Annotated in this window: 20 protein-coding genes and 1 tRNA gene; 14 read left to right on the top strand and 7 right to left on the bottom strand. The window is 39.2% G+C overall.

Annotated features, from left to right (window positions below):
- Positions 1–240 precede the first annotated feature (240 nt).
- The 7 genes from GCWU000325_RS06340 to GCWU000325_RS06310 all read right to left on the bottom strand — a co-directional run bounded on the left by GCWU000325_RS06340 (position 241) and on the right by GCWU000325_RS06310 (position 11,790).
- Positions 241–1,005, bottom strand: a complete 765-nt coding sequence (locus GCWU000325_RS06340) for a polysaccharide biosynthesis/export family protein (RefSeq protein WP_040599666.1) — start codon at positions 1,003–1,005, stop codon at positions 241–243.
- Positions 1,006–1,146: 141 nt separating this feature from the next.
- Positions 1,147–2,508 (bottom strand): glycoside hydrolase family 57 protein, encoded by a 1,362-nt coding sequence (locus tag GCWU000325_RS06335; protein WP_006255474.1) that lies wholly within the window; start codon positions 2,506–2,508, stop codon positions 1,147–1,149.
- 11 nt (positions 2,509–2,519) lie between these two features.
- Positions 2,520–3,794: a glycosyltransferase gene (locus GCWU000325_RS06330; protein WP_006255473.1), complete on the bottom strand. Its 1,275-nt coding sequence runs from the start codon at positions 3,792–3,794 to the stop codon at positions 2,520–2,522.
- A gap of 63 nt (positions 3,795–3,857) precedes the next feature.
- Positions 3,858–5,813 carry a glycogen debranching enzyme N-terminal domain-containing protein gene (locus GCWU000325_RS06325; RefSeq protein ID WP_006255472.1) on the bottom strand — a complete coding sequence of 652 codons (1,956 nt, stop codon included), beginning with the start codon at positions 5,811–5,813 and terminating at the stop codon, positions 3,858–3,860.
- Positions 5,814–6,679: 866 nt separating this feature from the next.
- A complete protein-coding gene (gene trxA, locus GCWU000325_RS06320; RefSeq protein ID WP_006255471.1) occupies positions 6,680–6,994 on the bottom strand; it encodes a thioredoxin in 315 nt (104 codons plus the stop codon).
- A gap of 82 nt (positions 6,995–7,076) precedes the next feature.
- A complete protein-coding gene (dnaE, locus tag GCWU000325_RS06315) occupies positions 7,077–10,847 on the bottom strand; it encodes a DNA polymerase III subunit alpha (RefSeq protein ID WP_006255470.1) in 3,771 nt (1,256 codons plus the stop codon).
- Between the two features lie 319 nt (positions 10,848–11,166).
- Positions 11,167–11,790 carry an HU family DNA-binding protein gene (locus GCWU000325_RS06310; protein ID WP_006255469.1) on the bottom strand — a complete coding sequence of 208 codons (624 nt, stop codon included), beginning with the start codon at positions 11,788–11,790 and terminating at the stop codon, positions 11,167–11,169.
- A gap of 573 nt (positions 11,791–12,363) precedes the next feature.
- Between GCWU000325_RS06310 and rpmB the strand changes: the two genes are divergently transcribed.
- The 14 genes from rpmB (at position 12,364) to GCWU000325_RS06245 (ending at position 24,308) form a co-directional block, all read left to right on the top strand.
- The gene (gene rpmB / locus GCWU000325_RS06305) at positions 12,364–12,624 is read left to right on the top strand and encodes a 50S ribosomal protein L28 (protein WP_006255467.1); all 261 of its coding nucleotides are present in this window, start codon (positions 12,364–12,366) and stop codon (positions 12,622–12,624) included.
- A 13-nt stretch (positions 12,625–12,637) separates the two neighbouring features.
- Entirely contained in the window at positions 12,638–12,829 is a 192-nt protein-coding gene (gene rpmG / locus GCWU000325_RS06300) for a 50S ribosomal protein L33 (protein WP_006255466.1), read from the top strand.
- 79 nt (positions 12,830–12,908) lie between these two features.
- Positions 12,909–13,067 (top strand): DUF4295 domain-containing protein, encoded by a 159-nt coding sequence (locus GCWU000325_RS11525; protein ID WP_006255465.1) that lies wholly within the window; start codon positions 12,909–12,911, stop codon positions 13,065–13,067.
- Between the two features lie 107 nt (positions 13,068–13,174).
- A complete protein-coding gene (gene ftsY / locus GCWU000325_RS06295; protein WP_006255464.1) occupies positions 13,175–14,140 on the top strand; it encodes a signal recognition particle-docking protein FtsY in 966 nt (321 codons plus the stop codon).
- 1 nt (position 14,141) lies between these two features.
- Complete coding sequence (gene rimO, locus GCWU000325_RS06290) at positions 14,142–15,437, top strand: 30S ribosomal protein S12 methylthiotransferase RimO (protein ID WP_006255463.1); 1,296 nt, start codon at positions 14,142–14,144, stop codon at positions 15,435–15,437.
- On the top strand, positions 15,427–15,699 hold the full coding sequence (locus GCWU000325_RS06285; RefSeq protein ID WP_006255462.1) for an HU family DNA-binding protein: 273 nt from the start codon (positions 15,427–15,429) through the stop codon (positions 15,697–15,699). The genes rimO and GCWU000325_RS06285 overlap by 11 nt, the downstream gene beginning before the upstream one ends.
- Positions 15,700–15,708: 9 nt before the next feature.
- Positions 15,709–16,980, top strand: coding sequence for an HU family DNA-binding protein (locus tag GCWU000325_RS06280; RefSeq protein ID WP_006255461.1), 1,272 nt, complete (start codon positions 15,709–15,711; stop codon positions 16,978–16,980).
- Positions 16,981–17,118: 138 nt separating this feature from the next.
- Positions 17,119–18,114, top strand: coding sequence for an HU domain-containing protein (locus GCWU000325_RS11000; RefSeq protein ID WP_006255459.1), 996 nt, complete (start codon positions 17,119–17,121; stop codon positions 18,112–18,114).
- The gene (locus GCWU000325_RS06270) at positions 18,111–18,611 is read left to right on the top strand and encodes an FHA domain-containing protein (RefSeq protein WP_006255457.1); all 501 of its coding nucleotides are present in this window, start codon (positions 18,111–18,113) and stop codon (positions 18,609–18,611) included. Before GCWU000325_RS11000 ends, GCWU000325_RS06270 begins: the two co-directional genes overlap by 4 nt.
- Positions 18,608–19,030 (top strand): hypothetical protein, encoded by a 423-nt coding sequence (locus GCWU000325_RS06265; RefSeq protein ID WP_006255455.1) that lies wholly within the window; start codon positions 18,608–18,610, stop codon positions 19,028–19,030. Before GCWU000325_RS06270 ends, GCWU000325_RS06265 begins: the two co-directional genes overlap by 4 nt.
- Positions 19,031–19,185: 155 nt before the next feature.
- Entirely contained in the window at positions 19,186–20,088 is a 903-nt protein-coding gene (gene fabD, locus GCWU000325_RS06260) for an ACP S-malonyltransferase (RefSeq protein ID WP_006255454.1), read from the top strand.
- 85 nt (positions 20,089–20,173) lie between these two features.
- Positions 20,174–21,883 (top strand): alpha-amylase family glycosyl hydrolase, encoded by a 1,710-nt coding sequence (locus GCWU000325_RS06255; protein WP_006255453.1) that lies wholly within the window; start codon positions 20,174–20,176, stop codon positions 21,881–21,883.
- Positions 21,884–22,780: 897 nt separating this feature from the next.
- Positions 22,781–22,854 (top strand) — tRNA-Asp (locus GCWU000325_RS06250).
- 356 nt (positions 22,855–23,210) lie between these two features.
- Positions 23,211–24,308 (top strand): site-specific integrase, encoded by a 1,098-nt coding sequence (locus GCWU000325_RS06245; RefSeq protein ID WP_006255452.1) that lies wholly within the window; start codon positions 23,211–23,213, stop codon positions 24,306–24,308.
- Positions 24,309–24,316: the final 8 nt, after the last annotated feature.

The following is a 24,316-nucleotide window of genomic DNA, read 5'->3' as shown; positions in this document are numbered from 1 at the left end:
AAATTGCACAAAATAAATCATCGACACTTGTGTGTCTGATGAACATGATTACAAAGCAAATCGTTCAACAAAAATAACACGAGAAGAGCCGCAATAATAGTCTGCTAAGTTGTATAGATTAGTTACTTCATATATATGGTATCCATTCTGTCCTAGCAATAATTTAATAAACTTCAAGTAAGATAAAAGGCACCCCGATACATTTACGGAGTGCCTTCCTAATAATGTCTATTTAAATATCTATTTCCTAAAGATTAGGATACCCATTGAGAGTAAAAGAGATGAAAGCGAAATCCACGTAGCTACTTGGCGGAAGCTGTTTTCATTAAAGGTAGATTGCGCCATCCTAACTGTGTTCGGCTGCACGTAGATTACATCGTTAGGCTTCAAATTGTAAACAGGACTACTCAAAAGATCCTTTGAGCGCAGATTAATGCTATATGTCTTGGATATATCCCCTTCTTGACGAATCACCAATATAGGATCTCTATTAGCTTGAATCGTCAAATCGTTAGCAGCGCCGATAGCTTCTAAGATTGTAAAATGATCTTTGTTGATTTCTATTCTACCAGGTCTGTTTACTTCTCCCAAAATCGTAATATAACGATCATATGGTGTAATCGTAACGACAGCATCATTAAGAATCCCTTTGTGGAGGGCGTCACTAATTCTCTTAACGGCCTCAGCTCTTGTCAGGCCTCCAATCAACACACGACCTAAGCCGGGAATTTCGACAACGCCATTCTCATCTATTATATAAGGAGTATTGCCATTAGCTCCACCTCCTGTTTCAGAAAGATTAAAACGCTTAGCTTGTGCGGGCGTGGTCGCGCTAGCTATATAAATATTAATTTTGTCTCCGGGCTGGAAAGAGAGTGCAGAAAGCGTCTGAGTTGGAATTTCATCGCCAGGTTGTACATCTTGAAAATAAAGTATCTTTTCCGGAGTTTTGCAGGATGTGACTAATAAAAGTATACCCGCTAAAAAGAGATAGAATTTTCGCATGTTCTGTTGCTTTTTCAAAATTTGGGCCAAAGATAAGATTTTCTGACAACACTTCAAAAAAGTTTAAGTCATTTAAGGTCGATTACTCAAAAAGCATGGTAATCGACCTTAATTCTTTGGTTTCAGGATCGATTCACATACTTATTTTTTCGTTTTCCTGACAGTCGTCTTTTTTTTCGTTCCTTTTACTGTTTGCTCCCCTTCTAGAGTCTCTAAGTGACGCATCATATGCTGCAATTTTTCTATTTCTTTGTCTTTAATCTCAAGTTCATCTTCTTGATTTTTGATCGTTGTCAACAGAGAATTGAGTTCTTCATTATCCACATTTGGGAACAAATTATTGACCCTTGTGATAAAGTCACCCAAAATATTCATATAGTTGATAAAGGCATCATATGGTGTATCATAAATACCCCTATATCCTCCATAACTACCGGGCTTTGTGCTCATAAAATGAAGATTATTGGAAGCCTGTAAGTAGTCGAAATCTTGTTGCAATCGCTTATTGCGACAGATACGCACACGCTCTGATACAGAGTAGAGTTTATTAAAAGCCTCCTGCTGCATCACGTTGCCCAACCAGGGCGACAAGTCGCGCTCTTCATCAGCCCAGGATGTGGGATACTCTACCGAGAGATCGCCCGCACTTTTTATCTTAGCACATATCTCGCTCGGTGTTGAGAATGTAATGCCTCGCTGCCTCAATTGCTCAGGCAAGGCTTTGAAAAATTCGAGAATGTTAGATGATAACGGTTGGAAGATGCCGAGTGTACAAAGTTCCATAAAGATATTTATCACCTGTTCCTCTTCAGGTAGTGCTGCAATCCAGTTTGCGTACGTATCTGCGAACAATGGATATTCGCTCCAAGATGAATCATTAAAGCGATAGCTAATATTTTCTGATAATGTATAGTCACGCAATAAGAGTTTCAAATTCGGATTGCGGCTACAGTTGTATACAAAGTGTGGACTTTTCCAGCCCAAGATGTGTTTTGCACCTTCAGCCAACATTCCTTTGAAGCCCATACCGGCTACAAGTTCTCCAATTTCATCATCATAAACCAAACAGGAGTTTCTGAAGATTTTTGGTTTTTGACCAAAGAGCTCGCCAACTTTATCGCACAAATGCCGCACTTCTGACTTAAAATAGTCTTGATCTTTCAGAGAAGAAAAACCATGGGAATACGGCTCTGCTAAAAACTCAACGCAGCCGGTCTCGTTCAATGTCTGTAAAAGCTCTATAACTTGTGGCGCGTGATTCTCCAATTGCTCTATTGCGCAACCGGACAATGAAATGGCACACTTAAAGAAGTCGCCGTAACGTTCTGCCATCTCGATGAGAGTATGCAATGCCGGTATGTAGGACTTTTCCGCAGTTTCAGTGATTGATCTTTCGTTCTCGTAATCGTCATAATAGTAATGGTCTGTACCAATATCAAAGAAGCGATAACGTTTAAGATGAATATTCTGATGAATTTCGAAGTAAAGGCAAACTGTCTTCATTGTTTTATTTCTTATTTTAGAAGTTGCTGATAGTAACTATAAATACGCTGTCCCACTTTCTCCCACGAGATCTGATCAACTTCTTTTACTCCTTCTTCAGAGAGATATTTGTGAAGAGAATCATTTGTGCAAAGTGAATAAATAGCGTCTGACATAGCATCAATATCCCAATAATCTGTCTTGATGCAGTTATCAAGTATCTCTGCGCATCCGCTTTGCTTACTGATAATAGAAGGAACTCTGCACTGCATCGCTTCTAAGGGAGATATACCGAAAGGCTCGGAAACGGAAGGCATCACATAGACATCAGAATCGCGAAAAACTTTGTATACTTCCATTCCTTTCATGAAGCCAGGAAAGTGAAAGCGGTCTGCAATCCCTCGACGTGCAACTAATTCTATCATACTATTCATCATATCTCCGGAACCGGCCATACAAAATCTAATATTCTTTGTGCGTTGCAAGACTTTAGTTGCAGCTTCTATAAAATATTCCGGACCTTTCTGCATTGTAATACGCCCCAAAAATGTGACAACTTTTTCCTTTTTCTCCTCAAAAGGTTTACGTTGATTGACAACGTCCATCACTTCTTGAGAAAGAGGATAAACCGCATTGTGCATCGCCACACATTTTCCCGGATCTTGATGGTAATGATTAATGACTGTCTGGCGTGTAAGCTCACTTACACACATTATACAATCAGCGTGATCCATTCCATCTTTTTCTATACCATAGACTGTTGGATTAACTTTTCCTCTACTTCTATCAAAGTCAGTAGCGTGCACGTGTATGACCAAAGGCTTTCCGGATATGTTCTTCGCATGAATACCTGCCGGATAAGTTAACCAGTCGTGAGCGTGTATTATATCGTATTGTTGCTGACGAGCTACAACACCGGCCACTATAGAATAATTGTTTATCTCGTCATATAAAACATTATCTAAATATTTTCCCGAAAACTCTATACAGCCCAAGTCGTTTGTCATTCGATAACTAAAGTCTGCATACAAATGATCGCGCAGGCTGAAATAGAGATTGGGGTCCATTTTGTCCCCAATACGCTGCTGAACATAATCATAATCAACATCGCGCCACACAATCGGAGTTTCGCTCATTCCAATTATATTGACGAAGCTTCTATCCTCGTCCCCATAAGGACGTGGCAGGCAAAGCGTGATGTTTGTGTCAGGTATAAGGGATAGACCTTTGATTATGCCATAGCTCGCCGTACCAAGGCCGCCCAAGATGTGAGGAGGAAATTCCCATCCAAACATTAAAACATTCATTATTTCTTTGTCTTTTGTTGTGACCCAGCTAAGCAAGGGTCATAGATTATTGATATGAAGCTTTTATTCTCCTTGTTGCTTGTATTTTTCCAACAGCCGGATAGCGCGTAGGATGCCACTCACGTTCATTGCAAAAGAAACGGCTCCGCGTCCGCTAAACTGAGGGTTGCCATCAAAAAGCTCTGGTATCGTTCCAATACTATGATAGAAGAGTTCATCTTCAAAGCCTATGAGTTGTCGCTCGATATAATTAACTCCACTCATCTTATAGACGCGAACATATGCCTCCAAATAGAAGCCGGTAAGCCAAGGCCACGCAGTCCCGCTAAAGTAGGCATAATCTCTATTACGTTGTTCGCCGATATACATCGGATTATATCCACCGCTTTTCGGAGAAAGCGAGCGAATACCTTTTGGCGTAACCAGTTCTTTCGTGCAAATATCCAAGACTCCTTTTCTCTCTTTTATGTTCAATGGCGAAAAGTCTAAAGCGATAGCAAAAAGCTGGTTGGGACGAACGCTCCAATCCATCATTTGCCCATCTACATAGTCTAATAAATAACCATAATCATTCAAGAAGACCTTTTTAAAAGAAGTCTCAATCTTTTGCGACTCTATCGAACAAAAATCAACGTGACTCTTTTCGTCTTCTGTGCCCTGCTCGCCAACCAACTGTTCGTAAAATTTCAGCGCATTATACCAAAGTGCATTAATCTCCACGATATAGCCAGAGCGGGGAATAATTGGCTTTCCGTCGACAGTTGCATTCATCCAGGTCACTGCCCTATCCTTCCCATTGGCATAAAGTAAGCCATTCTCGTGTACGAAAAGGTTGGGGTGCTTTCCTTCATAAATAAACAGCAATATTTGCTTAATCAGCAAGCCATACTTTTTATAACATTCCTGGCGTGAAGTATACTTTGCATATTGCTGTAAACACCAAACACACCATAGTAATATGTCCGACTGTTCTATTTCATATAAACCTGTAATCGATTCCCCTTTGAGAAAGTCAGTCACGGCCTTCTGGGCTGTTGACATATATTTTTCAAACTGTTGCTGTTCACCAATGGCAAGCGTAAGACCAGGCATAGCGATAAACGTATCTCTAGCACGCGGCTTAAACCAGTGATAACCGGCCAACAGATAATCTTCGTCATCTTTCTTGTAGCGAAATTGATGGGCTGCGTGTACCAAGCAATGATAGAAACTATCCAGTGGCGTTCGCGGCTCGATTTCTGTCTCCATCATTTTGTGGAAGTCCTTTGGACTACCTTCTTCTAAGGCAGCAGAAAAGATAATGCTCTCTCCTTTAGTAATCGGCAATTCAAAGAATCCCGGCACAAGCAAGTCCTCTGTTGAGTCGTAACCGCGCTCTCTTTCTTTCGGATACTCAAGTCCTAAATACCAGTTGGGCTCATAGTGGAAGGAAGACTTAGCCGCCAATTGCATATGCAAGGTCGGATATCCCCTATAAAGGCACATTTTTATCCCATTCTCAATTTCTTCATATGCTGTGTTTGCGACATCATTTTCGTGAGTCCATTGCCGCACACTACGAAAAGCCAGAAATGGCTTTAACCTTAACAGTGTCGGTGAATGGGCCTCTAACAAGGTATATCTTATATAAAGGTGCGATTGATGAGCGCTATAACAAATCTCTTTCTTCAGCAATACGCCACCGATTCTATAAATCCAAGTCGGTACTTTCTCTTGCTCAAAGCTAACGATATATTTATGGCCATTCGGACTAAAACTATCGCCGCGATACTTGTGAAGACCAAGGTTAAACTCGGCTCCATGCTGTATGATCGTTTCATCTAAAGACGACAACAATACATGATTTTCATCATCCATCTCTGGAATGGGGACGACAAAGAGACCATGATACTTCCTCGTATTGCAACCTACAAGCGTAGAGGAGCAATAGGCTCCTGAATGGTTGGTAATCAAAAACTCTTTGTTGAGAGATTCCTGCAGATTCGTCATCTGAATTTTATCAAAATGGAGATACGCCATAGCTGTTCTTATATTTAGTGAGTATAGATGTGAAGACCTCGGGTATGTCTTTCGGAGCGTCCATACTCTGCTTATGTTTAGTCTTTCTCAAAAGGCAAAATCCTCAAAGAGATATTGTATTTAGTTTGACACTTCCAAAAATAGTGAGAAAAAACATTATGGTAAAGCGTTTTTCTATTTTTTTCTGTTCTACACTTCATTTTTCTATAAAATTTTCGCGATTGTAGCCACACTTCTTGTTGATAACCTACATTCAACCAAAGAAAACTGCGTTTTACGGACATATTTAATACTTACGCTTAAATGAGGTTCTATACCCCGTATTCTTTATTTTTCGACAACAATGTAAAAGGCGACAGCATGCCTAATAGAATACCGAAGATGTAGAATTGAGTTACAGCTCGTTTCATCGTGAAGATAGAATTGTACTCCTGAGAAGGGAAACTCGTACCATCGTGAAGGGACAACTTTACGCTCACGACAACAAGTTGAGCATATCGATATTTAAGTCTAATAAATTCAGACTATATAATTGAATTATAATAGAATATGATCAGTGTATTCAGAACAACCTAAAGCCGTTTAAGCACTTCTGTAGACAGAAGTAGGTATAGTGAAATATTACCAAGCTTATTACGATCAACACTCAAAAAGAATTGATAAAAAGCCTAAGCGATTGCTACCAAATAAATAGAAAAGGTATATAAAAAATCAAGGTTGAAAGGATACAAAAAATCCCGATGAATCACTTGTTGGGAGCTTCACGGGACGAACTAAGCAAAAAAATCGTTTCACTTTGCTTAGAAGGATAAGTTAGAGGCAACAAGGAACTTGTATTCCCCATTGCCTCCATCATTTTTTGCTGATTATAATAAAGCGTCAAACTTTTCTTTGAACATCGCTTTAGAGCCGGCGCCAACAGTCTTGTCAACTAACTCGCCATTTTTGAAAAACAGAACAGTAGGAACGCTTCGGATACCGAAACGCGTTGTCAGATCTGAATTTTCATCAACGTCGCATTTGCCAACATTGACACGGCCATCATACTCTTCAGCCAATTCGTCAATAATTGGAGCAATCTTTTTGCAAGGACCACACCATGTTGCTGAGAAATCTACGACAAGAGGTAGCCCAGCGTTTAATTCACTCTCAAAATTCGCATCAGTGATAATTTTTTCCATTGTAACTATTTATTTTGGTTGGATATATATAATTGCAAAAGCAACATCTATGCCATTATTAAAGCAGATAACCTATAAACATCTAATTGATCGTATAGTTTATCGCCTCGCAGTTGTCTAAGAAGTCGGTAAGCTTATTATCTATAGCGATCTTACTCCCTCCATAAACAAAAGATAGACTTCTCCCTTTCAAGTCTTTAGCTACGATTTTTAGATCTGTTTTACCGGCTTCACGTTGAATCAAACCACAAAGCTCTTCAGCCATAGCTGCACTAAAGAGTTCAACATTTAGAGTAATGGTCAAATTGTCAAGCAATCGCTCTCTTGCATCTGAAAGGAAAGAGATTTCATTATATCTTAAGTCGTATTCTCCTTCCTTGAACCTTCTCGGGGTGACGTGAGCACGTATATACAAAAAATTTCCTTTTGTATTGTATTGCTTCCCCAGTCTTGCCCAATCATCTCCCCAAAACATCAGCTCGTAAGCCCCTTTGTAGTCTTCTAACTTAATAACTCCATAAGGTTTATCCCGCTTTGTCATTCCCTCACGTGTATCTGTAACGATGCCACCAAAAGAAATGTCTTGATCAGCCAAAGCATTGAGGTTGTCCAAATCAGCTACGGTAGTGGTACAAACTTTATTTAGTATGATTTTATATTTGTCTAAAGGATGCCCGGATATGTATATACCAATCAAATCACGCTCCTTGTTTAAGCGTTCTAAGTTGGTCCAAGGCTGCGATACGGGGGCAGGAAGCGGCTTTGTAATAATTGCCGCCGCTTCTTCGCCGAAAAGAGAATTCTGAGCTTGACTTTGATCTATTTTATATTGTGTGCCGTATCTGATAAGCGCATCCAAAAAGTCGCCACCTGACTCGTCTATTTCTACAAATTGTTCTCGAGCGATGCCAAAGCTATCGAAAGCACCTGCAATAGCAAGATTCTCTAGCGTTTTCCGGTTGCAAGTAGTCAGGTTTATGCGCTCCATCACATTATAAATGTCTGAGAACTGGCCATTCACTTCTCTTTCCTTTAGAATGTTTTCTACGGCCTGCGACCCAACGCCCTTTATGGCACCTAAGCCGAAGCGGATGTCGCCACGATGGTTGACGCTGAACTTCATTAAAGACTCATTGATATCAGGCCCAAGAGTATTAATTCCCATTCGCTTACTTTCATCCATAAACTTTGTGATTTCAGTTATGTTTGAAAGGGCACGACTCATCGCACCTGCCATATATTGGGAAGGATAGTTAGCCTTTAAATATCCGGTTTGATAGGCTATCCAAGAATAACAAGTCGCATGGCTCTTATTGAATGCGTAAGAGGCAAAAGCTTTCCAATCATCCCAAATTTTTTCTAAGATCTTTTCGTCATAACCATTAGCCTTGCCACCCGAAATAAACTTTGGATACATATGATTCAGCTTGTCGATGAGTTTTTTCCCCATCGCTTTTCGAAGCGTATCACTTTCTCCACGCGTGAAATTGGCTATTTCGCGCGAAAGGAGCATCACTTGCTCTTGATAAACCGTAATACCATATGTCTCCTTCAAGTACTTCTCCATACAAGGCAGATCATAAGTAATCGTCTCCTCACCCTTCTTTCGCTGAATAAACTTCGGAATGTACTGCATCGGGCCTGGACGATACAGCGCATTCATTGCAATCAAGTCTTCAAAAGTGCTTGGCTGCAAATTTCTCAAATGTCCTTGCATTCCGGTAGACTCGAATTGAAAGGTTCCGATTGTATTGCCATCAGAAAAAAGTTGGTAGGTCGCTTTATCACTGATATCAATCTTATCAATATCAAGATCAATGCCCAAACTTAACTTGATATTCTCTAAGGCCTCTTTTATAATCGACAAGTTTTTCAGGCCCAAAAAGTCCATTTTTATGAGACCAGTCTCCTCAATCACACGTCCTTCGTATTGCGTACAGCGTAATTTTTCTCCAGTCTCTTTGTCGTCGGCCGTAGATATGGGAACCCAGTCTGAAATCTTATCCTTACAGATGATAAATCCGCAAGCATGGACACCTGTATTGCGAACATTTCCCTCCAATTGCCTAGCATAACGAATAGTATCTCTCAACAATGGATTGTCGGACGCCTCCGCTTCTCGCAAACCCGGAATAGCAGCTATGGCATTATCTAACGTCAACTTTGGACTCTTGCCGCTACTATCTTCCGGTAGTTTGTCGGGAATCAACTTACACAGACGGTTGCTTTCAGATAAAGGCAGACGTTCAACACGGGCTACATCTTTAATGGCAGATTTAGTTGCCATCGTACCGTAAGTTATAATGTGGGCGCAATTTTCTGCACCATACTTATCTGTTACCCATTGCAGGACGCGCCCACGGCCGTCATCGTCAAAGTCTACATCAATATCGGGGAGAGAAATACGATCCGGATTCAAAAAACGCTCAAACAGAAGATCATATTTTATCGGATCAATCTGCGTTATGCCCAAACAATAAGCCACCGCACTGCCAGCTGCAGAACCTCTACCCGGCCCTACGCTTACGCCTAATTCGTTACGAGCTGTATTAATATAGTCTTGCACAATCAAGAAATAGCCAGGGAAGCCCATAACTTTCATAATGTGCAATTCAAAATTAACGCGCTCCTTGACCTCATCCGACAATGGCTCACCATAGCGCCGTTTTGCGCCATCATATGCAAGCTTTGCTAAATAATCTGCCTCAAATTTGATGCGATATAGTCTATTGAAGCCGCCAAGTTTTTCAATTTTCTTCAATCCTTCTTCACGCGACACAATCTCTTTTCCATTTTCATCTCGCGTAAACTCATTGAACAAATCTTCTTCCGTTAAGCGACTTCTATATTCCTCTTCCGTTCCAAAAGATTCCGGGATCGGGAAATTGGGCATGATTGGCGCGTGATCAATAGAATAGAGTTCGACCTTGTTGCAAATCTCGATGGTATTCCGCATTGCTTCGGGAATATCCTCAAAGATTTTGTTCATTTCCCGTTGAGTTTTAAACCACTCTTGTTTCGTATAAAGCAAACGCTTCGGGTCGTCTAAATCCTTTCCTGTAGATAGGCATATAAGTCGATCATGAGCTTCTCCATCTTCTTCATTAACAAAGTGGACGTCATTGGAGCAAATCAACTTAATATCCAGCTCTTTTGCCAATTGTATAAGAACTTCGTTTACCTTAGTTTGAAGCCCGTATACCTCGCGATTGGCTTGAATTGATGGATCTTTTACTTCGTGGCGTTGCAACTCTAAATAATAGTCATCGCCAAAAATGCTTTTAAACCAACGAGCGGCCTCTTTTGCCTTATCTATATCGTCTTTTAGTATATTGCTTGGAATCTCTCCTCCTAAACAGGCGGAACAAACAATAAGTCCTTCGCGATATTTGGCCAACTCCTCGTGATCTGTACGCGGCCGCATATAAAAACCATCAACCCAAGCTTTAGAAACGAGCTTAATAAGATTATGATATCCCACACTATTTTTGGCCAAGACTATAAGATGGTGTCCACTTTGGTCTGTTTTATCTTTTTTGTCTTTCAGCGTGCGACGAGCAACGTACATTTCACAGCCCAAAATTGGCTTAAAAGCAGCCGCTCTTTGTAATTTGGCGATTTGCTCTTCACTCCCCCCCTCTTCTTGTGCCTTCTTGAGACTCTCTTTAGCTTTACCTATGGCTTTTTTAGCTTCATTGTAAAATTCTTTGACGCCCATCATGTTTCCGTGGTCTGTAAGCGCCATACCTTGCATTCCATCAGCAACAGCTTTCTTTAGCAAGTTGCCGATAGAGGCTTGTCCATCAAGAATAGAATATTGAGAGTGAACGTGTAAATGAACAAAATCTTCCATATTAGGTTGTAATCTGGCAACGAAGTTACGATGAAAAGGTCTAAACATCCAAATTTATCCGCGCCAAATTCTGTTTGAAACAAAGAAAAAGAGTTATGATTCTCGCACACCCAACCAACTACAATTTTCCACTTTACTTTGCCTTCACTTCTCTGTCTTACCGAAATGAGATATACGACAATAATAATAGTCAAACAAAGGAGGCTCGACTAAAACACACGATGATAACGCGGCATCGCCTGCTTCAATCAAGCCCCCTCAATAAATGCTTGAAGCTATATTATATATTATGTGTTCACTGACAACACCTGCCTACTCTTCATTGTTCTGAAGGAACATTTAAAACTTCCCCTGGTACGAAGACTTTACGATGCGCCGAGCCAATATTGCGAATTTTTCCTTTCATCTCTAAGTTTTTTACCAAACGATAAGCGAATGTGTGACGCAAATGAAGGTAATCTTGAAGCTGCCCCACTGTCAATACTTGCTGTTGGGCAAACAATAAACGCAATGCATTGTCTATTTCCATCTCGTTTAGTGGCTTCGACGTCGACGATGTAGAGCCAACATTAGCGAAATGCGTATCTGCTAATCGCTTCATCAAGGTTCTTTCAGGAAGAAATTTAATTTTGCGTATGCGAGGAGACCGTAGGCGATAACGCTGCGTCTTAGCATCTTGATAAACCTCCCCCTTAATTGACAAAGAGAAATAGCCAAGCCCCGGAAGGTGTACGCGCCCGCCCTCTTTCAATTCAGCAATCATTGCTTCTTTCAATGCATCCAATGCGCCAATCAGATCGGCCGACGAAAAAGTCGTACCCACAGAGATCTTTTGTGCTAAAGATTCAAAGTCAACCGTTATTTGCCTTACCGGCATCACTTTCATTTTTGAATTTATAGGAAGGCCTCCTGTCGTTTTCTGTAATTTATAGAATACTGTCATACTACGAATTGTTTAAGGTTATAAAATAAATATCTTCACTAGGCAAGTAGCCGCGTCCACCTGCCTTTAGCATCTAAACAAGCTTGAGTATTATTACTCATCTCAAGCAAAAATTGGATACCACTGCAAAGGTACAAAAATTTCTTCACGTGAGGAATTTTCTACGTCCACGAGAGAATGACTGTACGCTCGTGAAGGGAGAATGTCGAAAAAGGCCTTAGACTATATAAATCATCATTTTTATTGCGGAAAACAAGTCGCGATTCACGAAACACTCAAATTTGAAATTCATTATTTATATACTCGTAGTAGATAAGATAGACAAACGAGAAAGGTAAAGCCTCAAACTTTTCTACATACAAGTTGATCTATAATATAATAATAGCGTAAAGGCACTCATTAGATGTTACGAAATTATTTTTCTTTGGCTTTTAGTGAGTATATACATTGAGAAAGTGTGATTTAAGACGCATTTTTTGGGAAAAGATTTGGTAGAAAAAAAAGTAAGGATTAACTTTGCACCTCGTATTGGGAGAATCGTTCACGAAGAATAAAAAACAGAAATAGATAGTAATGTCTAAGATTTGTCAACTTACAGGAAAAAAGGCCATGATTGGCAACAATGTTTCGAAATCAAAGCGCCGCACAAAGCGTAGCTTTGACGTAAACTTGTTCACTAAGAAGTTCTACTATGTAGAACAGGAATGCTGGGTCAGCCTTCGCATTAGCGCAGCAGGACTTCGGCTCATAAACAAAGTCGGCCTTGATGCTGCGCTGAACAGCGCGGTAGAAAAAGGTTACTGCGACTGGAAAGATATAAAGGTAATCGGTTAAAAGATATAATATCATGGCAGGAAAGAAAGCAAAAGGCAATCGCGTGCAGGTCATCCTCGAATGTACAGAAATGAAAGAAAGTGGTCTGCCGGGAACCTCTCGTTATATTACGACTAAAAATCGCAAAAATACTCCCGAGCGTTTGGAGTTGAAGAAATACAACCCCATCCTCAAACGAATGACTATCCACAAAGAGATTAAGTAATTAGTCTTTGATGACCTGCTGATACAATTCAGTATGCTCAATCATAGATAACGCTACTTATTCTAAAAACATACAGGCAATGGCAAAGAAAACAGTCGCTACGTTGCAGGAAGGCAAAAAAGACGGCCGCTCCTACACGAAAGTTATCAAGATGGTTAAGAACCCCGAGAATGGTGCTTACTTCTTTGATGAAAAGATGGTTCCGAACGAAGCAGTTCAGGACTTTTTCAAGAACTAAAGTCTCAATAGTATATTTACTATATACCCTCTCGCAACTACGAGAGGGTTTTTTATATCTGCAAATACGAAAATAAATTCGTAAGTTTGCACCAAGAAAACATAGCTATGGGATTCTTCAATCTATTTTCCAAAAAAGAAAAAAAAGAGGTTCTGGATGCAGGACTTGAAAAGACAAAGACAAATGTCTTTAATAAACTTGCACGCATCGTAGTCGGAAAGTCAAAAGTCGACGATGAGGTTTTAGATGATTTGGAGGATGCGCTCATCTCTTCAGATGTAGGCGTAGAAACGACCGTCGACATCATTCGCCGAATAGAAGATCGCGTTGCACGCGATAAATACGTGACAACATCTGAATTGAATAAGCTGTTGAGAGATGAGGTTTCATCACTCCTTACTGAAAGCGGAAATAACGAAGATGAAGGCTTTATTATCCCCGAAAACGGACGTCCTTATGTCATTCTCGTAGTTGGCGTAAACGGTGTGGGCAAAACAACGACTATCGGCAAGTTGGCCTACCATTTTAAACAAGAAGGAAAGCGCGTATATTTGGGCGCAGCAGATACATTCCGCGCAGCAGCCGTCGAACAATTATGCATTTGGGGCGAAAGAATAGGAGTCCCCGTTATCAAACAGCAAATGGGTAGCGATCCTGCTAGCGTTGCTTACGACACCCTCAGTTCGGCAAAAGCCAATAATGCAGATGTCGTATTAATTGATACGGCCGGACGACTTCACAACAAGGTAAACTTAATGAATGAATTGACTAAAATAAAGAAAGTCATTCAGAAAGTAATTCCGGAAGCACCCGACGAAGTCTTACTTGTATTAGATGGCAGTACAGGTCAGAATGCATTCGAGCAAGCCAAACAGTTTATTAAGGCTACAGATGTTACAAGTCTCGCCATTACAAAGTTAGACGGCACAGCAAAAGGTGGCGTTGTCTTAGGAATCTCTCATCAATTAAAAGTGCCCGTACGATATATTGGATTAGGGGAACGTATGCAAGATCTTCAACCATTCAACAAAACAGATTTCGTAGAAAGCTTATTTGATACAGGGGAGAAATAAGATGAACGTAGATATTCTCACCTTGGGATGTTCCAAAAATTTGGTCGATTCAGAACGACTGCTTCACCAATTTGAAGCACATGGTTTTACTACTTATCATAACCCCGAGCAAACGCACGGGGGAATTGCTGTAGTGAACACTTGCGGATTCATTGCGGCGGCAAAAGAAGAAAGTATCAATGTTATATTAGAATTGTGCCAGCAAAAAGAGGCTGGAAATTTGAAGCAAGTCTATGTAATGGGATGTCTCTCGGAGCGTTATATGTCTGAATTGCAGGAAGAAATTCCACAAGTAGATAAATTCTACGGTAAATTTGACTGGGATCAATTACTCAAAGGACTAAGCCAACGTTATGACTTCCGCTCTGCCAACGAACGCCAGATCACAACACCACCTCATTATGCGTATCTAAAAATTGCAGAAGGATGCGACCGCAAATGCGCTTATTGTGCTATACCTTTAATAACGGGAAAGCATATAAGTAGGCCGATAGAGGATATCCTAGCTGAAGTTCGCACACTCGTCAATCAAGGTGTAAAAGAGTTTCAAATCATCGAACAGGAGTTAACCTATTATGGTGTAGACTTATATCATAAACAATGCATCGCTGAATTAGTAGAAAAGATTGCAGAGACTCCCGGTGTAGAATGGGTGCGTCTCCATTATGCTTACCCGAATCAATTTCCGGATTCTCTATTGGAAGTGATTAGCAAACATGATAATATTTGCAATTATCTCGACATAGCATTACAGCATATCAGCGACAATGTTTTACAACGCATGCATCGTCACGTCACAAAGCAAGAGACAATAGACTTAATCCGCAAAATGCGAGAGAAAGTACCCGATATATGCATTCGCACAACACTGCTTTTAGGCTTCCCTGGAGAAACAGATGAAGACTTTGAAGAATTGCTGCAATTTGTAAAGGAAACTCGCTTCAATCGATTGGGAGCATTTGTTTACAGTGAAGAGGAAGGAACTTATGCAGCCAACCACTATAAAGATGATGTACCAGAAAGCGTTAAACAAGAACGTTTAGACCGCTTAATGGAGCTGCAAAGAGGAATTTCTGAAGAACTTAATCAAGAGTTAATAGGTTCCGTGCTGAAAACAATTATCGATAAACAAGAAGGTGACTATTATATTGGACGCACAGCTTACGACTCTCCAGAGGTTGATGGAGAAGTATACATTAATAAAGCAGAAAACTTACAAGTAGGCAAATTTTATGATGTACTCATTCAAGATGCCACGGATTACGATCTATACGGAACAACGCAATATGAACAATAAGGAGTTTATAGCTGATTTAGCAACGAGATTGGATGAGAAGGCTAAAGAGACTCAAAGATTAGCCTCAATATTTTCCACCGTATTTGCGGAAAGTCTGGAAGAGGGAGACAGTCTTTCAATTCAAAGCTTTGGCACTTTTGAAGTAAAGAAAAAGTTAGAAAGGATTGTAACCAACCCTACAAATAAGCAACGTATGCTTGTGCCTCCAAAATTGGCTTTGAGTTTTAAGCCGAGTAATATACTAAAAGACAAAATCAAATAATAGAAAGCGATGAACAGAAAGTTGCTGCTACAAGAAGTAGCTGACGCCTTTGCACAACGGGCCAATATTTCGAAAAAGAAAGCAGAAGCATTCTGTAGGGCTTTCTTTGACCTTATAGAAGAAGAGCTGACACACGAAAGCTTTGTAAAGATAAAGGGTTTCGGTACATTTAAGGTTATAACGGTCAATGAAAGAGAAAGTATAAACATTAATACCGGAGAAAGAATTAGAATTGACAGCCACGCTAAATTATCATTCGTGCCGGATAGTCAACTAAAGGATTTGATCAATAAACCTTTTGCTGATTTCCAGACAATCACTCTTCAAGACAGAACAACTGAAGAGGAGCTCACCAAAGCAGAGATTAAGATTGAGCGAGAGATTAGCACAAGTCAATCTTTGCAACAGGAATCAACTTTCAATCAGAAGGAATGTTATCAAAAAGAGATTGATAATAACTTACACTCAATAGAACCCATAGGATCAACTAATCATCAAAAAGAAAATCTGTCTTTTCAAGAAGCATCAAATAGGTCGGTAAAAGAAGACTCTTGTTTACAAGATTTAAATACAGGATCTAATGATTTATCCTTAGGTGGAAAAATTCCCCCTCTTCCAACTCAAACTGAAGCACCGTCAAATTACCTTATAGCCATTGATGATAGTGAGGATAAAAAGCTTGAGATAGATCCCTCCAAAAAATATCACACAAACGAAGAAGTGATGGAAGATGCTTCACAATCAGCTCAAACATCTGACGAACAGGACGCAACATCGTCAAACCAAGATTTTCCATCACAGAGTAAGAGTCGTTGGTTGAAGAGGATTGCGATCTTTTCCATCTTTATTCTACAAGCGATATTTTGTTATTATGCTGGTTATTATCGCTGGTTTTGTCCTTACGAAAAAAATACAGCTCTCCCCCAATCTGCAACCAGCCAAGAAATGGTAGCAAGCCAGCCCCAATCCTCACCACAAATGCAGTCGAAAAAAACGGAAAGTAGTAACTATAAGCAAGAAAAAATAGCTGAAGCGGACACGATCAATTATGATAAAGCCTACCCTCAACTACCAGATGGGCGCTTTCAAATTATCGGGACATTGTCAACTCACGAACTACAAAAAGGCGAGAACATATACCATTTAGCTAAAGAAGTATATGGTGATAAATCTTATGCCATCTACATTTTTACTTTTAATCAACTAAAAAATCCCGACTTGGTTCCTATTGGGACAAAACTCAAACTACCTAAGTTAAGGAAGCGAATAATAAAAAAGTAATAGAACTTTTCTTACTTTTCGCTCCTACCTACAAATCAACATATTAGCATTTAATCTCAAAAAAAGTTCGCGTTGAGTCTATAACAAGTCTATTTTGATCTTCGAAGAATTCAAGAATAATCCTTATTTTTGCAGTCTATGAATGAAATTGCCAGACATATAGAGAATCTTCTTCTAGAGCACAAATGCGTAATAGTACCGCATCTAGGAGGATTTGTGACGCAATATGTCTCGGCGCGTTATGTTGAAGACGAAAAGCTATTTTTGCCTCCTTATCGCAGTGTTGGTTTTAATCCTCAGCTTATTGTCAACGATGGATTGTTGGTACAGTCGTATATGAGAGTTTATGATACCTCATACACAGAAACAATACAAATGATCGAAGATGCTGTATTTAATTTAAAAACAGAGCTGCAACAAAATGGCTGTTATGAATTAAATGGCGTAGGAACATTGAATCTTAACATAGACGGGCATTATAATTTTCACCCGATTAATTCGGGTATTTTAGCTCCAGAACTATTTGGATTAGATGCGATCCCCATTCAGGAGTTAAAGGAAAAACGAGTTGTTCTAAGAAGTCAAGAAGCAACCATACCAAACAAAAAGAACTACACAATTTCTATTAACAGAGAACTCATCAATTATACTGCAGCAGCAATAATTGCTATTGTGTGTTATTTCTTTGTTTGGGGAGATTCATTCATTCTAAATAACGACTCTCAACCACATCAAGCAGCAGTCGTTCCACTTGTTGAACACATCGCCAAAGAAGTAGATGTTAAGGTTAGAGATACCCTCGTTCACAAACAAAGAAAGATAACAGATCTGATTACAATTAACAAACAAATTGTTGAAAATCATCACCAACGACTCGCAAATACTCCGACATCATATTTTACAATAGTTTTAGCTTCTTCGGTTAGCAAGAAAAATGCAAAAACGTTTATAAAACAACTCCGAACTGACGGATTTCAAGAAGGAGTTATTCTTTGTAAATCGAAAATGAATAGAGTAGTTTATGGTAAATATGCAACAGCTCAAGAAGCACACAAAGCATTAACTCTATATAAGAAAGACAATCGCTTTGAGCAAGGCTGGATTCTACAAGTACCTAAGCTGTCGAACCTATGAAGCGCATACGTTGTCCCAAATGCGATCAAACAATCTTGTTTGATGAAACCCAATATGAGGTAGGACGAATTTTGGTCTTTGAATGTACAGAGTGTCATAAGCAATTCAAAATTCGATTACCTCGCCCTAAAAACAATCAAGATCTTCCTAAAAATCTTCCCGTTGGCTATCTAACAATCTTGGAAAATGCGTTCCAATTTAAGCAAGTCTTACCAATTATTTTAGGAGAAAATATCATTGGTAGATCAGTAAAAGGGACAAAAGCCAATCTTGCTTTTCGAACCGTTGATCCTAGTATAGATACGACCCATTGCATTATTACCGCTGAAAAAGAACAAGATGGAAAAACTCTTTTTTTGCTACAAGATGCACCTTCCAACACAGGAACATTCTTACAAAATCAACTTTTGCAGCCTCGCGAGCAAGCTATTATCAAAGAAGGAGACATTATCAACATAGGAGCTGCAACAATGATCCTTAAGTTAACTGACGAATGAGAGTTTTCACAACCCTACTCCTGTTGCTCATAAGTCATTCTATTAATGCGCAACAACCGTTTAAAGGAAAGTTTTATAGCAAATCAAATCACATTACTCTAGTTTTAGATCTTTATGAGAGCTCTATAGAAGTGCCTGGATATAGCTTTCTAGGAAAAATGAATGGCTATATGAAAGGCAACTCAAGTGGTGATCTATACGGTGTTTGGTTGATTGTTACGCACAAAGTTCAAGCAAACAAGGCAACCCTACGCTTTGTCAATGATATTGGGGCAGATACTCAAGAGGTCGAATTTACAATTAACTCAGACGGCACCTATAGCTACAAAGCTATAGGAAAGAATTTCATAAAAAAGGCTATTGGAAGACGCTTAGAGAGTATTCCAGCTCTATTAAAATTCGAATTAATAGGAGATTAAACTTCAAATTCCGAAATATAGGCTATCCATCTCTATAATATAGCCGTCAAGGGCCTGATTCCTAATAATAAATTACTACCTTTGCAAGCGATTTTGTACGGACCTACTTTTATATTTTGGCCTACAACAATCCTATACAAAATAACTTATTCGATATGAAGGCATTTATATTTCCGGGACAAGGAGCACAATTTGTTGGTATGGGTAAACCTCTTTATGAACGTCACCCAGTAGCTAAGCAATTCTTTGAAAAGGCCAATGAAATTCTAGGTTTCCGTATAACTGACATAATGTTTGATGGGTCAGATGAGGAATTGAAACAAACGAAAGTTACTCAGCCTGCTGTCTTTTTACATAGCGTCATTAAAGCACTTTGTTTAGGTGAGCAATTTAACCCAAATCTAGTAGCGGGCCATTCTTTAGGTGAATTTTCGGCTTTAGTTGCTGCTCGCTGCTTAAGTTTTGAGGATGGATTAAAATTAGTTGCTGCTCGCGCAAGAGCAATGCAAAAAGCCTGTGAAACTGCTCCTGGAACAATGGCCGCAATCATTGCTTTACCCGATGAAAAAGTAGAATCAGTCTGCACTGAAGTAAGCAATGATGGACACATTGTAGTTCCGGCTAACTATAATTGTCCTGGCCAATTAGTTATTTCAGGTCATCTTCAAGCAATAGAAGAAGCCTGCCAAAAACTTAAAGAAGCCGGTGCTAAACGCGCATTAATCCTACCTGTAGGTGGAGCTTTCCATAGCCCATTGATGCAGCCTGCACAAGAGGAATTAGAAGCAGCCATTGCTACAACAGAGTTTAAAAAGCCTATTTGCCCCGTTTATCAAAATGTAGACGGAAAAGCACATACAAACCCTGAAGAAATCAAGAATAACCTTATTCAGCAACTCACCCATAGCGTACTATGGACGAAGGAAGTTCAAAACATGATTACTGATGGATGTAAAGACTTCACTGAATGTGGGCCGGGTAAAGCTCTTCAAGGCATGATTTACAAAATTGCTCAAGCTCAAGGAACAGAAGTACAAATACAAGGCGTAGAAGAATAAGATTTTGCTTTACAATTAACAAGACCTTGCCTATCTATCCTTAAGGAAACTGATGGACAAGGTCTATTCTTTTTTACTATAACACATGAATTACAGACTTCTGCTTATAGCACTGTCATTTTTTTCTTTGACTACGATGGCACAAATCAACATTTATCAAGTATTACCAAGACTTTATGGTAATACGCGCAATAATAACATAAAGAATGGCACGTTAGCTGAAAACGGCTGCGGAAAATTTGTAGACTTCACCTCGTCTCGCTTAAAAAAACTACAGCAAAATGGCTATACACACATTTGGTATACGGGTCTTATCGCGCATGCTACACAAACAGCTTATCAAAATTTACCACAAGACAACCCCGAAGTGGTAAAAGGGAAAGCAGGTTCTCCATACGCTATCAAGGATTATTACGATGTCGATCCGGATTTGGCCACCATTACTCAAAACAGGATGCAGGAATTTGAAGCACTAGTTGAGCGCACGCACAAGGCTGGACTGAAAATGTTGATTGATTTTGTACCCAATCACGTTTCTCGCCAGTATCATTCCATAGCGCGCCCTAAAGGAACAAGCGATCTAGGTCAAAATGATGATATAACCAAAGCTTTCGATTCTACTAATAACTTCTACTACTGCCCCAATGAGCCGCTTAAGCTTAATAATATTTTAGGACACGAAGGTTCTTACAAAGAAAGTCCTGCAAAGGCCACAGGAAATGACCGATTTGATGCAGAGCCGAATAAAAATGATTGGTACGAAACCATCAAGCTCAACTATGGTGTCAACTATTTCGACAATCGCTCCAAGCATTTTGACCCCATTCCTGATACTTGGTTGAAAATGACAGACATCCTACGCTATTGGGCCCAAAAAGGAATAGATGGTTTCCGATGCGATATGGCAGAAATGGTACCCGTAGAATTTTGGAACTATGCTTTATCTCGCTTAAAAGCAGATTATCCTCACCTTATCTTCATTGCTGAAGTATATAACCCGGCTGAATACAGGAACTACTTACATCAGGGCAAATTCGACTATCTATATGACAAGGTTGGCTTGTATGATACGCTACGCTCTGTAGTTTGCGGTCAGAGTTCGGCATCTGCTATTACCTCTTGCTGGCAAGCGATTGACGACATACGTCCGCATATGCTTAATTTCCTCGAAAACCATGACGAACAACGCATTGCGTCTAACTTCTTTGCAACTAATCCGTTTAAAGCTCTCCCTGCTTTAGTAGTTAGTACTTGTTTAAGCAACAACCCCTTTATGGTTTATGCCGGTCAAGAATTAGGCGAGCGTGGAATGGACGACGAAGGTTTCAGCGGGTGTGATGGACGAACAACAATTTTTGATTATTGGACCGTCTCATCTTATTTGAAGCTCCTTAAAGGAAAAGCCTCGTACACGCCAAACGAAAAAAAGCTAAGCGATTACTACACAAAGTTGCTACAGATCCGCAGGGATACACCTGCTATTTCTCAAGGTAAGATGTTTGACTTGATGTATGTCAACAATACTCGTGCAAACAATTTCAACCCTGATAAACAATATGCTTTCCTACGATCGGATGGAAAACACCACATACTAATTGTAGCCAATTTTGATGCAACCCCCACACAGGTTGGTGTTTGCATACCGGCACACGCTTTTGACTACCTATCACTAAAGGCTGGTAAGCGCAAAGCAAAAGACTTGCTGACGGGCGAAATATGCACGTTAGATTTACAACAAGATAAGATTGTATCATTATCACTTCCCGCCTACGGCGCTACCCTATTAAGTTTTTGATCCTTCATACGAGCATTATTTTTTTTGTAGTTTCCGGAAAAGTCTCAATGATACTTATCCGGAAACTTTTTATTGTTCAGGTGCCAAACAACTCGCTTTAAAAGTCTATAATAATCCGAATCTATCATCCTATTTCTCAACACTTAATATATCGATCATATAACCAGAAAAACACATCCAATTTATTATAACATTAAAGCGGCTATATCTTCACAGACATCTTATTTTGATAGACCAAGACTCATAGTTCCAGTATGAAAAATGGAGGCTATTTTTGTTTGCTGGCACCAAACTATCGTTTGCTGGAGCCAAATTACTGTTTGCTGACATCAAACGATAGTTTGGTGCCAGCAAACAATAAAACTCCCTCAACAAATAGTTACCAATTACTCTCAAAAGCTCCCAAAACTCATTGAAGACATTAAGATTTTATTTATCCTCCTTCTTTAAGTTAGATTTCAATACATAACATTTCCTTTATCTTTGGCCATCTTGCTACACTGTTGTAAAAATACTTTGTAAAATTCCCTTTTTTCTTGTCTTTTTGAGGTGAATTTCGATTTCAAGTTTTACTATAAAAGAAGTGCATAAATATTTATATCAGAGTATTTTTCATGATCTAAGATAATCCATTAATATACCAAAAGTAAACTATATATTATTCGTACATTTGACATAAAAATCATATCACAATTGGCTCAATAAACTAGTTTCCAATCAGATAACAAAGAACAGAAACTGAGAAACAAACATATACCACATTTTATTTCCTTTCTAAAGCACTATATATCAATTCATCACGCGAAATAACGCATTATATTGATGAAAAAAGTCAAAGATATTTGCTAGATCAAGAATATGTGTTACTTTTGCACTCGCATTCACAACAAGTGAATTGGTGCGTTAGTTCAGCCGGTTAGAATGCCTGCCTGTCACGCAGGAGGTCACGGGTTCGAGTCCCGTACGTACCGCTTTAAATACTCTGAAAATAGCATCAGAGATTTCTAAAGAAAATCGTAAGTATCATAACTTCAGGGAGTTATGATACTTTTGTTTTGTATCACTTCTTCTTTTCGGAGTATGTGTAGATACACAAAAATATTCCAAAATACTCCACAACGGCTACAATTCAGCTACAGAATTTTTTGAATTTCAAAAATTGTAGCCAAGAGTGGCTACAGAGTACATCAAGAGTACGTAAGAATTGCTCATCATTTGGAAATTATGTTGAACTTTGCAGCATAGCAGTGGATACAAATGGCTACACTGTTTTTTGGTTTTGGCTACACAAAATCCATACTATGGCTACAATTAAAAACAAGTATTTATGAAGTCAATTTTTAAGTCAACCTTCTATCTTAGAAGTAATTACGTAAACAAAGAAGGGAAGAATCCTGTGATGTTGAGAATCTATCTCAACAATGAGCGTCTCTCGATCGGATCAACGGGTATCTCTGTTTTAAAGTCTCTTTGGGATATTGACAAAGAACGTCTCAAAGGTCGAACAACTGAAGTCCTGAGGACGAATTTGCAACTCGATAATATCAGTAATGGGTTGCTTAATATCTTCCGCCGTTTGGAGTTTTCAGATGATTTGTGTTTGGAACGAATCAAAGAAGAGTTTTTAGGAAAGAAAGGAGACATAGATACGTTTATGGCTCTTTTCGAGAAGCATAATGAAGACTTCCGAAAGCAAGTAGGAGTTTCTGTATCTGCTACTACTTTGCGAAAGTATGAATTATGCAAGCGTCACTTTGCAGAGTTCCTGAAGCAGAAATATGGTCGGACAGATATAAAGTTGTGTGAATTAACTTATACTGTCATCTATGATTTTGACCTTTATCTTCAAACAGTTGCCGGGCAATGTCGTAACACAGCAACAAAGACAATGAAGATTTTTAAGACAATAACCATTTTAGGTCGGAAATTGGGTGTGCTGCACCATGATCCGTTTGCTAATTACCATTTTCACTTGGAGCTTGTCGACAGAGGATTTCTCACTGATGAAGAAATTCTCAAAATTGTGAATAAAAAACTTACGATACCTCGTTTATCTCTTGTCCGTGATATATTCATTTTCTCATGTTTCACAGGGCTATCATACATAGATGTTGCCAATCTCACACCGGAACATTTAGTTAATATGGACGATAAGCAGTGGATTATGACGAAGAGACAGAAAACGAATGTAGAATCTAACATTTTGCTTCTTGATATTCCAAAACAGATTATAGCTAAATATAGCAATAAGACTTATCGTGATGGTAAACTGTTTCCTGTATTAAGTAATCAAAAAATGAATGCTTATCTAAAGGAAATAGCTGACATTTGCGGTATTGGCAAAAATCTTACTTTCCACCTTGCAAGGCATAGAGAATTTTATAAACATCAAATAATCAATAGATTATATTGTTTGTCAATATAGGGAGGTAA

Source organism: Alloprevotella tannerae ATCC 51259, assembly GCF_000159995.1.
In the GTDB taxonomy this organism is placed as follows: domain Bacteria; phylum Bacteroidota; class Bacteroidia; order Bacteroidales; family Bacteroidaceae; genus Alloprevotella; species Alloprevotella tannerae.
This window is presented reverse-complemented; position numbering and strand designations above follow the sequence as displayed.